Origin of the sequence: Cellvibrio sp. BR, from assembly GCF_000263355.1 — a bacterium.
Classification (GTDB): domain Bacteria; phylum Pseudomonadota; class Gammaproteobacteria; order Pseudomonadales; family Cellvibrionaceae; genus Cellvibrio.
Genome location: NZ_JH668203.1, coordinates 263,673 through 279,245, shown reverse-complemented (window position 1 = coordinate 279,245; position 15,573 = coordinate 263,673). Strand labels below are relative to the sequence as shown.

The window sequence follows — 15,573 nt, the reverse complement described above, 5'->3', positions numbered from 1 at the left end:
CAATGGAAAAATTAGTACTTATTATTCATTCACTTGCTGCAATTGCCATCATTGGTCTGATTTTGTTGCAACAAGGTAAAGGGGCTGCCGCTGGTGCATCATTTGGTGCTGGTGCTTCACAAACAGTTTTTGGAAGTGAAGGTAGTGGTAACTTTTTTACGCGTGCTACAGCAATAATCGCAACAATTTTCTTTTGCACAAGCTTTGGTTTGGCAGTTATTGCAAAAAATCAGTCGCAAGTCGCAACCCAAGGTTTGGTTGTTCCGGCTACAGTACAGCAGCAACATATCCCTGCAGCATCTGATGTTCCTGCTAGCGAGATTCCCGTAGCACCTGCTCCTTCTGATGTGCCTGCAGTACAAAATGAAGCTGCTCCAAGTACTAGTCAGGTTGAAGAGAAAAAGAGTAATTAACGTATTTGCCCCGGTGGTGGAATTGGTAGACACGCTATGTTGAGGTCGTAGTGGCGAAAGCTGTGCCGGTTCGAGTCCGGCCCAGGGCACCAAACAAAAAAGCGCTCTTATTGAGCGCTTTTTTTTCGTCTGTTATTTTTTGGGTAATGCCAGAGTTTTGATTTGACTTGGTTGGAGTGGATGACATGGTGAGTGAATATGCGAATCAATATTTGCATTTGCGTGCACAGCGATTGGCGCGGTCAACCCGTGAATTTCTCGCCAGAGGAAAATCTGTTTTGCGCTGTGAGTCATGTCAGTTGGCGCAATTTGCTTGTATTTGTCCATGGCGCCCGACTATGTCAACAAATTGTGAGTTTGTGCTCCTGATGCACAGTGATGAAATTTTCAAACCTACTAATACCGGGCGGCTTATTGCAGATATTTTGCCGGGTCAAACCCATGTGTTTTGTTGGAGCAGAACTGAGCCTGCGGAAGACTTGTTGGCGCTGTTGAATGATGAGCGTCGGCGTTGTGTTTTGGTATTTCCAACGGAGGCGGCAACTACTGCTTCCAAGCCCCATGAGGTAATTTATACGTTGCCTGAGGATGGCAAAATTACAACGTTTATTCTGTTGGATGGCACCTGGAAGCAAAGTGGCAGAATGTTTCATCTCAGTCGTTGGTTGGATGCTGTGCCCTGTGTCCAGTTGCCGGATGTTCTGGTGCGAGGTTATGCGGTGCGCAAATCACATCAGGAGCATTATTTGTCAACTGCTGAGGCGGCGGGTCTATGTTTGCAAATGGCGCGCGAACCATGTGTGGCAGATGCACTAATTGATTATTTTCAGTTATTTAACCTCCATTATCTGGCAACTCGTGCGACACAGCCCCCGATTATCGGTGAGTTACATCTGCGTATGCTGAATTACCGATAATGCATGGTGCTAATATCGCGCAAAAAAAGCGCTAATGGCGGCTAACCATTGGCGGCAATATCCTACAAAAAACAGTGAACTTTGCGACTGTTCTGAAATGGTTGCTTGCTGGACAATGGCATCTAACAAGGAGGTCGTCAGGGAAGGTAGGTTGGCCAAGCAGGGTCAAGGGAAGCGCCTAATGCGAGCACTCACTCGATGAGTAGGGAGAGGGAATTACTCGATGTGGACAGGATGTACACTATCGAGTGAGCAATGAACGGCGGTTTCGGCGTATGCTGATACCGCTTTTTTATTTCGCGGTATTTCTTTGTCATTCCAATCAATCTTCTTCTTTTTTCAGTTCTACGCCACTAGCCTTTTTCTGCATAAAGCCGCGCACTCGCCCCAATAAAAAACTTTGAAAATCTGTTTCGGTAACGGTTGGCTGATTGTTAAGTTTCAGTTGTTGGTAGTCGTTTAGTTTTTGGCGCATAGCAACCGCCCCGTGAAGATTGCGTGCTGTTTGTTGTTCTGAATAGTCGCCCGCAAAAAATATATCCATTACCGGTAGTTGAGCGTTGTTAAATATACTTTCCAGCTCGGTTTTGGTTAGCGGTTCCTGCTGTTGCAGGTTGGCAATTATGAGAGCCTGAAATGGGCCATCAATGGTATTTGGATCTTTTGGGTTGTCCTTAACCATCGGCAGTAACTTGCCCAAGCTGTAATAGGCACTGCTGTTGTCAGTAAGCACAACCACATTGAATTGGTTCTTCTGCGATAAATACGTAATGGCGGCATCTATGTAGGCAGAGATCAAAAATTCGCGGGAAATACTTGCTGAGCTGGTGCTGGAGCTTGATGCGCTTGATACGGAGTTGTTTTCAGCTGTTTGATTTGGCTTGTCGTTATCATTCGTTGTGCTGTCGATATTTTCACTGTTGTGCTCACTCGACGATGAAGAAGATGGTCTTGCGGGAATTGACATAGGTGTTTGTGGTGGCATTGCCAGTGCCAATGTTTCCCATCCGTAGCGTGGCAGGTTTGCACGTAAATTTTCCAGGGCGGGTGGCCAGTGCTGTGGATCTTCTGCCGCATGGAGCAATATCAATACGCCAAAGGTCGACTTTGCCTCTGTGATTCGATGCAATGCCAGTATTTTTCCGTATTCGGTGTCTAGCCATATGCTTTCGTCTTGCAGGGCATTTGCAATGAGGGTCTTGTCGCGTATGGCACGCGATGCATAAGGCGCTGCTTCCACTGAGGAGTTGCTGGCCTGTGCTTCGACTTGTTGTTCATTGATTTGCTGTTGGTCGCTCTCGGGTTCTTGGCTATAGACATTCGTTATCATCAATATCAGCGTGATGAGCAGCCAACCACTGAGATTGGCAAAACTAATTAGTTTTTGATTCCGTGATAATGGCATGGTTTGACCTTGCAGGCTGTAGGTTGTCAGGCTTTTCGCCTAGAATGTCGTCCGCTATTGATTCATATCGGGATATTTATGCAGAACTTTAAACGGGATTACAAAATTGCACCTTCAATTCTCTCGGCTGACTTTGCGCGTTTAGGGGCAGAGGTTGATGCTGTGCTTGAAGCAGGCGCTGACTTTATCCATTTTGACGTGATGGATAACCACTATGTGCCCAATTTAACAGTTGGCCCCATGGTGTGTAAGGCACTGCGTAACTATGGTGTAACAGCGCCGATTGATGTGCATTTAATGGTCGAGCCTGTTGATGACCTTATCGTACAGTTTGCTGATGCAGGTGCGACATATATTACCTTTCATCCTGAAGCATCCCGCCATGTGGATCGCTCATTGCAGTTAATTAGAGACAAGGGCTGCAAGGCGGGTTTAGTACTTAACCCTGCCAGTTCTCTTGAGCAGCTTCATTATGTGATGGATAAGCTGGATATGTTGTTGCTGATGTCGGTAAACCCCGGTTTTGGCGGGCAGAAGTTTATTCCCTATGTGCTTGATAAGCTGCGCGCGGCGCGTTCATTAATCGATGCCAGCGGGTACCCGATTCGGTTAGAAGTGGATGGTGGTGTTGGACTTACCAATATTCGTGAGGTGGCGGAGGCGGGTGCAGATACTTTTGTGGCTGGATCTGCGATCTTTAACGCCCCTGACTACCATGCGGTGATTACCGAGATGCGCGCGCAATTAGCGCAGGTTTAATTTCCAGATTCTTGCGTGGAATGAGGGTAGGCACGTGCAGATTAATTCAGTACACTTGCCCTCACGATCAACAGGAATCATCCTCGTGAACAACGCTACTTTCTTCATTACAGAGTGCGCTACCTACCTTGCCGCCCGATGGCGCCGCTAGTTCATCTAGTCGTATGTCATTTTTGCTGATTTACGGCCTGCCTTCTCTCTGTTTGCGTAACGAGCTCCTGTTAATGGAGCTGAGCGCTCAGTAAAAAATCGAATTTCCGATAACGATAAAGTCTTGTCCTCGCTTGGGTGACAAGCAAAAGGTAATCCCATGAACTCCGAACAGTTTGCTCAATTAGCTGCGCAAGGTTACAACCGTATTCCGGTGATGCGCGAAGTCCTTGCCGATTTGGATACGCCACTCTCGTCTTACCTCAAACTCGCAGCTGGCCCATACTCTTATTTATTCGAATCTGTACAAGGTGGCGAAAAGTGGGGGCGTTACTCCATGATCGGTTTGCCAGCGCGCACGGTATTGAAAGCGCTGGGCGATAAGATTACGGTCGAGCGTGATGGCCAAGTCATTGAAATCCATGAGTGCGCCGATGCACTTGCTTTTGTGGAAGCCTTTAAAGAGCGTTATCGAGCACCGGAACTGCCTGGCTTACCACGGTTCACCGGTGGTTTGGTCGGTTACTTTGCTTATGATTGCGTGCGTTATGTGGAACCGCATTTAAAAGCGAGTTCGCCCAAAGATGTCATAGGTACACCGGATATTTTATTGAGCGTGTCCGATGAAGTGCTGGTGTTCGATAATCTGGCAGGCAAATTAATTTTTGTGATTCATGCCAATCCCGAAGTGGAAAATGCGTTTGTAAAAGCAAGTGCGCGGTTAGATGAGTTGGAGCAAAAACTGCGCGGCGAAATTCCAGTGACGCCTGATTTATCGCTCGGTAATAATCGCAATAGCGAGCCGCTGTTCACTTCTAATTGTGGCGAAGAAAACTTTCACAATCACGTCAATAAAATTAAAGACTATATTTTGGCGGGCGACACCATGCAGGTGGTTGTATCCCAGCGTATGTCGATTGATTTTGCAGGCGAGCCAATCAATCTCTATCGCGCCTTACGCAACTTGAATCCGTCGCCCTACATGTATTTTATGGATTTGGGTGATCATCATGTCGTTGGCTCCAGTCCGGAAATTCTTGCCCGGTTGGAAGACGGTGAAGTGACGGTTCGCCCCATTGCCGGAACCCGTCGCCGCGGTCGCACGCTGGAAGAAGATAAAGCGCTGGAAATTGAATTGGTCAATGACCCCAAAGAAATTGCTGAGCATTTAATGCTGATTGATTTGGGGCGCAATGATGTGGGCCGTGTAGCGAAAATCGGCAGTGTGAAACTAACCGATAAGATGGTAGTGGAGCGCTATTCCCATGTAATGCACATCACTTCTAACGTTACTGGAAAACTGAAAGACGGATTGCGGGCAATGGATGTATTGCGTGCGGCACTACCAGCAGGCACATTGAGTGGCGCCCCCAAAATTCGCGCGATGGAAATTATCGACGAATTGGAAACTGAAAAGCGCGGTATTTATGGTGGCGCAGTAGGTTATATCTCCTGGAACGGCAATATGGATACTGCGATTGCTATCCGCACGGCAGTGATTAAAAGCGGCAAGCTCTATGTGCAGGCAGGAGCGGGTGTAGTAGCTGACTCCGTGCCGGCACTGGAGTGGAAAGAAACCATGAACAAAGCGCGCGCTATATTTAAGGCTGTTGATATGGTGGGTGAGTCTGCGGTGAAAGGTGAAACAAAATGATTTTGATGATTGATAACTACGATTCCTTTACCTACAACCTGGTGCAATATTTTGGTGAGCTTGGTGCTGATATCAAAGTGGTGCGCAATGATGAAATTACCGTAGCCGAGATAGCTGTTTTAGCGCCAGAAAAAATCGTCATTTCTCCCGGCCCTTGCACACCCTCTGAGGCTGGGATATCGGTTGAAACCATAAAAACTTTTGCGGGTAAAATTCCCTTATTGGGTGTTTGTCTGGGGCACCAGAGTATTGGGCAAGCGTTTGGTGGCAAGGTAATTCGTGCGCCCTATGTGATGCATGGTAAAACTTCGCCTGTGTACCACAGCAATCTCGGCGTTTTTAAGGGTTTGAGTAATCCATTTCAAGCAACGCGTTATCACTCGTTGGTTATTGAAAAGGAGTCGCTGCCCGATTGTTTGGAAATTACCGCCTGGACCCAAAACGATGACGGTAGCGTGGCGGAAATTATGGGTGTTAAGCATAAAACCCTGGCTGTGGAAGGGGTACAGTTTCACCCTGAATCCATCTTGACCGAACATGGTCACGATATGCTGCGCAATTTTTTAACGGCATATTAAAATTGAATTTATCGCTCCTGACTTACTGACTACAAAAACAGCGCATTCTTTAAGTCTGTGCTCATTCTAAAAAGGGTAATGGCAATGGATATCAAACAAGCCTTAACAAAACTGGTGGCGCGAATCGATTTGACCACGGAAGAAATGATTTCCGTGATGCGTATTGTGATGACTGGCGGAGCCACGCCCGCCCAAATTGGTGGTTTTTTGGTTGCCCTGCGTATGAAGGGTGAAACCCTGGATGAAATCACCGGCGCGGCTATGGTTATGCGCGAGTTGGCAACACCGGTAGATATTAATGTCGATTTCCTGGTTGATACCTGTGGCACTGGCGGTGATGGAGCCAATTTATTCAACGTCTCAACCGCGAGTGCATTTGTAGTGGCGGCAGCGGGTGGTCGCGTGGCTAAGCATGGCAATCGTTCGGTATCCAGCTCCACCGGTAGTGCTGATGTATTGGAGGCAGCAGGCATTAAATTGGATATTACTGCCGAGCAAGTTGCGCGCTGCGTGCGTGAAATTGGTGTGGGTTTTATGTTCGCGCCTGCTCATCACAGCGCAATGCGTCACGCCATTGGCCCGCGCAAAGAACTGGGAATGCGCACTATTTTTAATATGCTCGGCCCAATGACAAATCCTGCCAATGTAAAGCGTCAGGTAATTGGTGTATTCAATGGCGAGCTTTGCAAACCTATGGCGGAAGTGTTGGGTCGTTTAGGCAGCGAGCATGTGATGGTGGTGCATGCGAAAGATGGCTTGGATGAGATTAGCCTTGCGACCGAAACCCAAATCGCCGAATTAAAAAATGGCGAGATTCGTGAGTACATTATTAAGCCGGAAGATTTTGGTATGCAGTCCAAAAGTTTGATTGGCTTAAGTGTTAGCAATGCTGAAGATTCACTCCTGTTGATCCGCGATGCGCTGGGTAATCGGCGCGGCCAATATGCTGAAAAAGCGGCGGATATCATTGCGCTCAATGCCGGCGCGGCGATTTATGTTAGCGGTGTGGCGAGCAGCTTGTCGGATGGCGTGGAAATGGCGCGCGATGCGATTGGCAGCAGTTTGGCTGGCGAAAAGATCCGTGAGCTCGCTGCTTTTACCCAATATTTGCAATAACCTTATCGATTGTTTCTGGAAATTATTCATGTCCGACACACCAACCGTACTGCGTAAAATTATTGCGCGAAAGTGGGAAGAAATTGCGGAGCGCAAAGCGCAGGTTTCACTGGAGCAATTAAAGGCAAAGGCTGCATTACAAGCGCCTGCGCGTGGTTTTGTAAAAGCGATCGAAAGCAAAATCGCACAAGGCAAAGCCGGTGTGATTGCAGAAATTAAAAAAGCATCACCTAGTAAAGGTGTGATTCGCGAGCACTTTGTGCCCGCCGAACTCGCTCGTTCCTATGAGCAGGGCGGTGCCGCCTGTTTGTCGATCTTAACCGATGTGGATTTTTTCCAAGGGGCTGATGAATATTTGCAACAAGCTCGCGCTGCAGTGAGTTTGCCCGTGATTCGCAAAGACTTCCTGGTGGATGAGTACCAGATCTACGAAGCCAGAGCCATGGGTGCAGATTGCGTATTGTTGATTGTTGCAGCGCTCACTCCTGAGAAGTTAACAGAGCTTAATACGCTGGCACAATCAATCGGGTTGGATGTCTTGGTGGAAGTCCACGATGAAGCCGAGCTGGATGTCGCGCTGGAATTGCCGAATAAATTAATCGGTATTAATAACCGCAATTTGCATACCTTTGATGTAACACTGGAAACGACATATAAGTTGCTGGATAAAATCGGTAGCGACCGTATCGTGGTAACAGAAAGCGGAATTCTCGCTCCAGCCGATGTACATGCTATGCGCAGCAAGAATGTAAATGCATTTTTGGTGGGTGAGGCATTTATGCGTGCGGATGAGCCGGGTGCAGCACTTGCGGAGTTTTTCGCTTAACTGCATTACATTGATTGGCCGATTTTCCGGTAGTAGAAAAAACAAAGCCCGCATTCAGCGGGCTTTGTTTTTTAGCTAAGCAAAAGTATTAGCGAGTACCGTAAACCACCATGGTTTTGCCTTTCACCATCACCAAGCCTTGTTCTTCTAAGGTCTTGAGTACGCGGCCAACCATTTCGCGCGAACAGCCCACTATGCGACCAATTTCCTGACGCGTGATTTTAATTTGCATGCCGTCGGGGTGGGTCATTGCGTCTGGTTCCTTACACAGCTCCAGCAGCGTACGGGCAACGCGACCGGTTACATCCAAAAATGCTAAATCGCCCACTTTACGCGTAGTTGCGCGCAAGCGGCGCGCCATTTGGCTGCCAAGTGCAAACAAAAACTCAGGATGGTCTTCAGAAATCTCCTGAAATTTGGCATAGCTGATTTCAGCGACTTCACATTCCGATTTTGCACGCACCCAAGCGCTGCGGGAGTCTTTGTCATCGAACAACCCCATTTCGCCAAAAAAGTCACCGTCATTGAGATAGGCAACGATCATTTCGTGGCCTTCATCGTCTTCAATCAGTACGGTCACTGAACCTTTGACTATGTAGTAGAGCGAGTCGCTTTTGTCGCCGGCGTAGATAATAGTACTCTTGGCTGGATAACGACGGCGATGACAATGAACCAGAAATTCTTCCACATTCTTAATGTGCGGTGTGAGTGAGACAGCGACCAAGGTGTGGCTCCAATGATAAAAGGTAATAATTAGTTAGTATTTATATCACTATTTCGGATATAAAATTTATTATGACACAGGCTTAAAGTACAGCTAGAGATATGCCAAAACAACCTTAAAATTTGTGATGCAGTTATAAGCTCAGACAAATGAATTGTCTACAAAAAAACGCTAAATCTGTGCTGTACGTTGATTTTCGTGACATTTTCGATTTCTATGGTCGCTGTGTTACGCTAAGCGCCTATTTTTAAACACGATTTTTCTGGCGGTACAATCCTATGCAAGCAGTAGTTAAGTGGGTAGATGGTGCTCAATTTTTAGGTGAGTCAGGTAGTGGTCACGCAGTATTAATGGATGGTCCTCCCGATCACGGTGGACGTAATACCGGTGTGCGCCCAATGGAAATGTTGTTGATTGGCTTGGGTGGCTGCTCTTCGTTCGATGTGATGAGTATTCTCACCAAAGCGCGTCAGCAAGTCACCGACTGCCGTTGTGAACTGGAAGCCGAGCGTGCTGAGGGCGTTCCTTCACCCTTTACCAAAATTCATATGAAGTTTTTGGTGACAGGAAAAGAGCTTAAAGAAGCGCAAGTGAAACGTGCGGTTGAATTATCGGCGACCAAATATTGCTCTGCTTCTATCATGTTGGAAGCGGGGGGCGTGGAAATTACCCATTCCTATGAGATTCGTGAGGCCTGATTTTCTTCCGCACTGCGGCTCTGGAATCAAAAAATAACAATGCCCGCTTAGTGCGGGCATTGTTGTTTTTGACAGGGTGGTAGAGGAGCTTTGTTTGATAGGCAGCTAAATGCGATAGCTGGTGCTGGTCATCAGTTTGGATACCAGTGTCATCACTCCTTTTACCGGCGCCGGGAAACGATAACCGCCAGCGCTGAGTGCCATATCGGCATGGCGCGCTTCATCTTCCAGCATTTGTTCTACTACTGCTCGGCTGCGCAGATCTTCCTGCGGTAGCTCAGCCAAGTGATGTTGCAGATGCTTACAAACCTGATCTTCCGTTGCGGCGACAAAGCCTAAACTCACCTTGTCGCTGACCAAACCTGCACCTGCGCCAATCATGAATGAGAGGCCGTACCATACTGGATTTAAATAACTGGTATGGCTACCTAAAGCGTCGATACGTTGCTGGCACCAGACTAAATGATCAATTTCCTCGGCGGCAGCATGTTCCATTTCAGCGCGCACATGGGGCAGCTTGGCGGTGAGAGCTTGCCCTTGATAGAGCGCTTGGGCGCAGACTTCACCGGTGTGATTTACGCGCATCAGTGCTGCAGATTTTTTTCGCTCGGCCTCTGATAGCGCCGCTTCATCCAGGGGTTGTGCCGGTGATGGGCGCTCGCATGACATGTCACTTCCGGCTGCGAGAGTGCGCAGGGCGCGGTCGGCATTAATAATCAGGTTGTCGATGAAACTGTGTCTAATCTGGGACATGGTGCGTCACCTTGAAACAATAATAGGGCTATTTAAACAGAAATCGCCGGGCTCGGCACTTATGCCTTGGTGCATTTGTTTGCGTTGCATCAAACCATTGCAAGCCGGCATGTCGCACTGCATGCTTGCGTCTTGAATTCATTTCCTGCTCGAAGGAGACAAGCGTGCAAGATGTAAACGAAATAAAACTGCTGTTGGATGCCCGTATCCCATTGGTAGTGATAGAAACCTTCGAAGAGAAAAAAGCACTGGATGTATTGTTGAAAGTAGCAAATACCCAGGGCAAAGATTTGCATCGCTGGTCGCTCACCGATGGTTTGGCTCGTTTGAGTTTTGGCCCGCAGTTGGTGCCCAAGGCCAGCGCGTTAAATGATCCTGAGGAAATGCTGCGTCATATCAAGCAATTGCACCAGCCCGCTATGTTCGCCTTGTGCGATTTGCATCCATTTCTGGCGGATAACGCGCAAGTGGTGCGCCTGCTAAAAGATATCGCGCTCAATCATTTTGCGGTGCCTCATACGCTGGTACTGCTGAGCTATCAACTGCGCTTGCCGCCGGAGTTGTCACGCTACAGTGCGTCCTATGCATTGACGTTGCCGAGTGACGACAAAATTATGGAGATCATTCGAGAGGAAGCCAAAGACTGGTCGGATCGCCACGCGGGTGCGCGGGTGAAAACCGATAATATCACCCTCAAAAAAGTGGTAAACAATCTGCAGGGCATGAGTATCAGTGATGTGCGTCGTCTCGTGCGCAGCGCGATTTGGAATGATGGTTCGCTCAATGAAGACGACTTGCCCAAAATCAATAAATCCAAATTTGCGCTACTGGATATGGAGGGCGTGGTCAGCTTTGAGCAGCAGACGGAGGATTTCTCCAATGTCGGTGGTTTACATAACCTAAAGCGCTGGCTACTCACGCGACGCGGCGCCTTTAATGATGAAGATTCCAAACTTGATCGCCCTAAGGGCATTTTGCTACTCGGCGTACAGGGTGGTGGTAAAAGTCTCGCCGCCAAAGCTGTAGCGGGGCTTTGGGGTTTGCCATTAATGCGTATGGATGTTGGTGCGCTCTACAATAAATTTCACGGAGAAACCGAGCGCAACCTACGCGAGGCGCTCAAATTGGCGGATGCCATGTCGCCCTGTGTGCTCTGGTTGGATGAAATTGAAAAAGGCATGGCGCAAGACGGCAACGATAATGGCGTGTCGCAACGTTTATTGGGCACATTATTGACCTGGATGGCAGAGCGTCGTTCGCGGGTGTTTATTGTTGCCACCAGTAATGATATTTCGCGTTTACCGCCGGAATTGATCCGCAAAGGTCGGTTGGATGAAATCTTTTTCGTCGATTTGCCAGAGGCAGCCGTGCGGCAGGATATTTTTGCCATTCATCTGCGCAAGCGTGGCTGCGATGCGCAGCAATTTGATTTGCTGCGTTTGGCGGATGCGAGTGACGGTTTCTCGGGTTCAGAAATTGAGCAGGCGATTATCGCGGCGCTTTATTCAGCAGCCGCAGAAGCGCGGGCGCTGACTACTGATATTTTGTTAGGTGAAATCGCGGCTACTAGCCCCTTGTCGGTGGTGATGGCTGAGCAGATTTCACAATTGCGGCGCTGGGCGGAAGATCGCACCATTCCCGCATAAACAGGTGCATCATGACGATAAATAATGCTTTTGAGATTTGCGATGGTTGGCTAAGTGGTGCCCGCATTTGTCCATCGCCCAATATTAATGAGCGACCGGAGACGGCGGATATCAGTTTGCTCGTGGTGCACAATATCAGTTTGCCGCCGGGTGAATTTGGTGGTGGTTATGTGCAGGCATTTTTTCAAAATAAGCTCGATGCGAATGTACATCCTTATTTTTCGACTATTGCTGGTTTAACCGTTTCTGCACATTTATTTATTGAGCGCGATGGTGCAATTACCCAATTTGCCCCATTTACTGCGCGTGCCTGGCATGCGGGTGCCTCCAGTTTTGATGGGGTTCCCAACTGTAATGATTACAGTATTGGCATAGAGCTGGAGGGCACCGATGAGCTGCCTTACAGCGATGCCCAATATCGCGCGCTGGAGAAAGTTACTCGCCAGTTGATGCTGACTTATCCTAAACTAACGCCTGAGCGCATCACTGGTCATGAGCATATAGCGCCCGGACGCAAGACCGACCCGGGCCCCGCCTTTGATTGGCAGCGTTTTCGCAGAGCGCTTGAATAAAGCCCTCGCTTCACATTTATTGACCGATGAGTGATAAAACACAATGATTTTTCTCAGCTTGGTTGTTGTTCTTGCAATCGTTTACTGGCTCGGTTCTGCCAGCTTCATTCATTACGATGGCTGGTTTAAATGGCTAATCAACCGCCTGCAAAAAATCCCCGGATTTTCCGCATCGCCCATTCCTCCGCTACTCTTGGCGCTGCTAATTCCATTGGTAGCGTTGATATTTATTTTCTTACTGATCAATGAATTTGCAGGTAAACACTGGTTGTTTTTCCTCTATGTTCCGGTGTTGTTGTATAGCTTGGGGCGCGGCAACATTTTGGTTGATGCACGCGAATATATTGCACTTGCAACACGGGGTGATGGTGTGGCGGCGGCGCAGTTGATTGATCGTCTACGCGGCAATGCTCCGGCGGATCATAACAGCGCTGAAGTTTCAGATTGGCGCGAATTGCATACGGAGGCATTGAAGGTCATTGCCTATCGCGGGTTTGAGCGCAGTTTTGCTGTACTTTTCTGGTTTTTTATCGCGGGACCATTTGGTGCTTTGCTCTATCGTTTAAGTGTGCTCTATCGCGATTTTTCGCCACTGGAAAGTGATGCTTTCGGTACAGCGAGCAAGTGGTTGTGGTTACTTGAACTGCCGGCGGTACGTTTAATGGGCGTAACCTGGGCGTTTGTCGGTAATTTTGAAACCTGCCCTTTGCGCAAAAATTTATTGGATACCCAAAGTCCATCCGACTATGTCTTGAATGAATGTTTGCGCGGTGCACTGGGTGCCCCAACGGACTGTTCAACAGCGGCTATGGCACAAATGAACAGCGAAGAAAAAGCCGAAATGGAAGAGGAAATGGCGGAAGAGACGCAGGATATTATCGAGGATCTTACTGGCGACGTAATAACCACCCATACCGAGCCCGCTTATTCTTTTGCCTTGGTGAAATCGAGCTTACCGCTCTATTCGCGTTCGCTATTGTTCTGGATTTGTGCGATTGCGTTTGCAACGCTGGTTGTGTGACCGTTGTTGGTTTATTAATGATTTAATTTTGTATGAAAGAGGTTAGTTATGCCGTCATTTGATGTGGTTTCCGAAGTTGATAAACATGCGCTTACCAACGCGGTGGATCAGGCAAGTAAAGTGATTACTAGTCGCTATGATTTCAAGGGTGTCGATGCCAAGTTTGATCGCAAAGAATATGAAATTACGATTACAGCGGATAATGAATATCAGCTCGATGCAATGTTGGATTCTCTGCGCAGTGCTTTGCACAAAAATGGTATCGGGGTTTCATGTTTGGAAGTTAAGCCGGTTAAAACGTCAGGCAAGCAAGTAAAAAAAGATATTGTGGTGCGCACTGGCGTGGAAACTGAATTGGCGAAAAAAATTGTGCGCATGGTTAAAGATGGCAAGCTAAAAGTGCAAGCTTCTATTCAGGGCGATCAAGTGCGTATTACCGGCAAGAAGCGCGACGACCTGCAAGAGGCAATAGCCATGTTGCGTGCCGCAGAAGATATAGATATGCCATTGCAGTTTGAAAACTTCAGGGACTAGCTTTATAGAATTCAAATGTTTTCGAAAACATTGTTTGTAAACTGAAAGGCCGCCGGAGAAATCCGGCGGCCTTTTTATTGCTGTATGCCTTGATTTACTGCTGGTTATCGTCTTTGATGCGATGCCATATCCACGCAAGCAGTAGCAGGGTAGGTACGACCGAAAATGTACTCAGGATAAAAAAGGCGGAATAGCTGCTGGCTTCCACGATATAGCCTGACAAACCGCCAATAAATTTACCCGGTAAATGTGCGAGAGAAACGAGTAACGCATACTGCGTTGCGGTGAAGTTGCGATTTGTGAGACTCGACATAAACGCGACTAACACAACACCCGCAAAGCCTTGCGATAAATTGTCGGCACTGATCGTGGCAAAGAAAGCCCAGCTTTGGCCGGGGTTGTAAGCCATCAATAGATAAGTGATGTTAGAAATAGATACCGCAAGTGCCGCTACCACTAGCATTGAACGCAAACTAAATGCGGCTATACAAATCCCACCCAGAAATGCGCCTGCGATACCAATCCAAACACCGTAAATTTTTGAGACTGTCGCTATATCGGCTTTGGTGTAGCCAGAGTCTAAATAAAATGGCCCGGCCAAGACGCCAATCATTTGATCCGGTAGTTTGAATAGCCCGACGAACGCTAATAAAGCCAAACCGAGCCAAATTCCATTGCGCGAGAAAAACTCCTGAAACGGTTTTATAAATGCATCCCACAAACGAATTTCGCGCACAATTAATTCCTGTGCAGCCGGTTCTTTGGATAAAAGCCCTGCAAAGAGCGGCAGCAAAACGCAGGTGGCCATTATTAAATAAGCAACCGTCCAACCAGTGAGTTCTGCTAAATACAATGCGATGGCGCCTGATAAAATCAACCCGAAGCGATAGCCCAAAATATAGGTTGCCGCGAGCGCTGCTTGCGACTCCACCGGAGCTACTTCAATGCGATAAGCATCAACCACTATGTCTTGTGTAGCGCCGGCAAACGCAACCAGCCCCGCCAGTACAACAAATAATAGTAGCGACGATTGCGGGCCCATTAGTGCCATGCCCGCGAGCGCACCCATTAGCATTAATTGCGACAGCGCGAGCCAACCTTTTCGGCGCCCTAAAAATGGCAGCGGGTAGCGGTCAACCAAGGGGGCCCACAAAAATTTCAGCACGTAAAAAAAACTGGCATAACTGATCAAGCCAATCACACTCAGTGCTACACCCGTATCGCGCAACCAGGTGGAGAGCGTGGCGCCCACCAATAAAAACGGTAAGCCCGAGCCAAAACCTAAAAACAGCATAGTGAGTGCCGAGGGCGTAGCAAAGGCGCGTTTGATACCGCGCCAGCCTTTGTAATTGGTATTACTGGAACTGCTTTGTTGGGGTGAATTCATAGGGCGGGTGTTCATTTTTTGTGAGTGTTTGAGCGGGTTGGCTCAGCATTGTAACTGTAAATCCGCAGATTAATTTTCCCTCGCTCAAATATCACGCCCTCTGCTTCTAACCGCGTCTGTTGCATGTTTCGTGCGGGGGAATTTTCCGGTAGTGAAATTCGCCCCTGTGCATTTATAACCCTGTGCCAGGGCAGGGCGGTGTTCTCGCTCAAACCTGCCATGAGTGTACCTGCAAGACGAGCGGCGCCAGGCAAGCCTGCGAGCCTGGCCAATTCGCCATAAGTCACCACTTTTCCGGCGGGAATGGTCATTAATGCAAGGTAGATGGCTTCCTTGTGTTGGCTGGAATTACTCATGGGGCGTAGTTGGCTCGCTATTTTGCTCAAGTGAATATTGAATTTACATCAATAAACCCGAGGA

At 48.1% G+C, this 15,573-nt stretch carries 17 protein-coding genes and 1 tRNA gene; 13 read left to right on the top strand and 5 right to left on the bottom strand.

Annotated features, from left to right (window positions below; all coding sequences use genetic code 11):
• Positions 1-2 precede the first annotated feature (2 nt).
• The 3 genes from secG to O59_RS14365 all read left to right on the top strand — a co-directional run bounded on the left by secG (position 3) and on the right by O59_RS14365 (position 1,330).
• A complete protein-coding gene (gene secG / locus O59_RS14375; RefSeq protein WP_007643985.1) occupies positions 3-413 on the top strand; it encodes a preprotein translocase subunit SecG in 411 nt (136 codons plus the stop codon).
• Between the two features lie 7 nt (positions 414-420).
• Positions 421-505: transfer RNA gene (locus tag O59_RS14370), tRNA-Leu, on the top strand.
• 246 nt (positions 506-751) lie between these two features.
• Positions 752-1,330: a tRNA-uridine aminocarboxypropyltransferase gene (locus O59_RS14365; RefSeq protein WP_232283093.1), complete on the top strand. Its 579-nt coding sequence runs from the start codon at positions 752-754 to the stop codon at positions 1,328-1,330.
• A gap of 322 nt (positions 1,331-1,652) precedes the next feature.
• On the opposite strand, the gene O59_RS14360 is transcribed toward O59_RS14365, so the two are convergent.
• Entirely contained in the window at positions 1,653-2,735 is a 1,083-nt protein-coding gene (locus tag O59_RS14360; protein WP_007643981.1) for a DUF3530 family protein, read from the bottom strand.
• 78 nt (positions 2,736-2,813) lie between these two features.
• Between O59_RS14360 and rpe the strand changes: the two genes are divergently transcribed.
• The 5 genes from rpe to trpC all read left to right on the top strand — a co-directional run bounded on the left by rpe (position 2,814) and on the right by trpC (position 7,818).
• A complete protein-coding gene (gene rpe, locus O59_RS14355; RefSeq protein WP_007643979.1) occupies positions 2,814-3,494 on the top strand; it encodes a ribulose-phosphate 3-epimerase in 681 nt (226 codons plus the stop codon).
• A gap of 310 nt (positions 3,495-3,804) precedes the next feature.
• A complete protein-coding gene (gene trpE, locus O59_RS14350) occupies positions 3,805-5,298 on the top strand; it encodes an anthranilate synthase component I (protein ID WP_007643977.1) in 1,494 nt (497 codons plus the stop codon).
• Positions 5,295-5,876, top strand: coding sequence for an aminodeoxychorismate/anthranilate synthase component II (locus O59_RS14345; protein WP_007643975.1), 582 nt, complete (start codon positions 5,295-5,297; stop codon positions 5,874-5,876). The genes trpE and O59_RS14345 overlap by 4 nt, the downstream gene beginning before the upstream one ends.
• 84 nt (positions 5,877-5,960) lie before the next feature.
• Positions 5,961-6,992 carry an anthranilate phosphoribosyltransferase gene (trpD, locus tag O59_RS14340; protein WP_040392758.1) on the top strand — a complete coding sequence of 344 codons (1,032 nt, stop codon included), beginning with the start codon at positions 5,961-5,963 and terminating at the stop codon, positions 6,990-6,992.
• Between the two features lie 28 nt (positions 6,993-7,020).
• Positions 7,021-7,818 carry an indole-3-glycerol phosphate synthase TrpC gene (gene trpC, locus O59_RS14335; protein WP_007643962.1) on the top strand — a complete coding sequence of 266 codons (798 nt, stop codon included), beginning with the start codon at positions 7,021-7,023 and terminating at the stop codon, positions 7,816-7,818.
• A gap of 88 nt (positions 7,819-7,906) precedes the next feature.
• Here the strand turns inward: trpC and crp are convergent, their stop codons facing one another.
• A complete protein-coding gene (gene crp, locus O59_RS14330) occupies positions 7,907-8,542 on the bottom strand; it encodes a cAMP-activated global transcriptional regulator CRP (RefSeq protein WP_007643960.1) in 636 nt (211 codons plus the stop codon).
• 278 nt (positions 8,543-8,820) lie between these two features.
• Between crp and O59_RS14325 the strand changes: the two genes are divergently transcribed.
• A complete protein-coding gene (locus tag O59_RS14325; protein WP_007643959.1) occupies positions 8,821-9,240 on the top strand; it encodes an OsmC family protein in 420 nt (139 codons plus the stop codon).
• Positions 9,241-9,345: 105 nt separating this feature from the next.
• Here the strand turns inward: O59_RS14325 and coq7 are convergent, their stop codons facing one another.
• Positions 9,346-9,993, bottom strand: coding sequence for a 2-polyprenyl-3-methyl-6-methoxy-1,4-benzoquinone monooxygenase (gene coq7, locus O59_RS14320; protein WP_007643957.1), 648 nt, complete (start codon positions 9,991-9,993; stop codon positions 9,346-9,348).
• 164 nt (positions 9,994-10,157) lie between these two features.
• On the opposite strand from coq7, the gene O59_RS14315 reads away from it, so the two are divergent.
• The 4 genes from O59_RS14315 to O59_RS14300 are packed head-to-tail and all read left to right on the top strand — an operon-like array spanning position 10,158 to position 13,766.
• On the top strand, positions 10,158-11,639 hold the full coding sequence (locus tag O59_RS14315; protein ID WP_007643954.1) for an AAA family ATPase: 1,482 nt from the start codon (positions 10,158-10,160) through the stop codon (positions 11,637-11,639).
• A gap of 11 nt (positions 11,640-11,650) precedes the next feature.
• Positions 11,651-12,211, top strand: coding sequence for a 1,6-anhydro-N-acetylmuramyl-L-alanine amidase AmpD (ampD, locus tag O59_RS14310; RefSeq protein ID WP_007643953.1), 561 nt, complete (start codon positions 11,651-11,653; stop codon positions 12,209-12,211).
• Positions 12,212-12,254: 43 nt separating this feature from the next.
• Positions 12,255-13,232 (top strand): regulatory signaling modulator protein AmpE, encoded by a 978-nt coding sequence (ampE, locus tag O59_RS14305; protein WP_007643952.1) that lies wholly within the window; start codon positions 12,255-12,257, stop codon positions 13,230-13,232.
• Positions 13,233-13,280: 48 nt separating this feature from the next.
• The gene (locus O59_RS14300) at positions 13,281-13,766 is read left to right on the top strand and encodes a YajQ family cyclic di-GMP-binding protein (protein ID WP_007643951.1); all 486 of its coding nucleotides are present in this window, start codon (positions 13,281-13,283) and stop codon (positions 13,764-13,766) included.
• A 94-nt stretch (positions 13,767-13,860) separates the two neighbouring features.
• Here O59_RS14300 and O59_RS14295 read toward each other — a convergent pair whose 3' ends face one another.
• Both O59_RS14295 and O59_RS14290 read right to left on the bottom strand, forming a co-directional pair.
• Complete coding sequence (locus tag O59_RS14295) at positions 13,861-15,153, bottom strand: MFS transporter (protein ID WP_040392756.1); 1,293 nt, start codon at positions 15,151-15,153, stop codon at positions 13,861-13,863.
• Between the two features lie 11 nt (positions 15,154-15,164).
• Complete coding sequence (locus O59_RS14290) at positions 15,165-15,509, bottom strand: MGMT family protein (RefSeq protein ID WP_007643947.1); 345 nt, start codon at positions 15,507-15,509, stop codon at positions 15,165-15,167.
• Between the last annotated feature and the right edge of the window lie 64 nt (positions 15,510-15,573).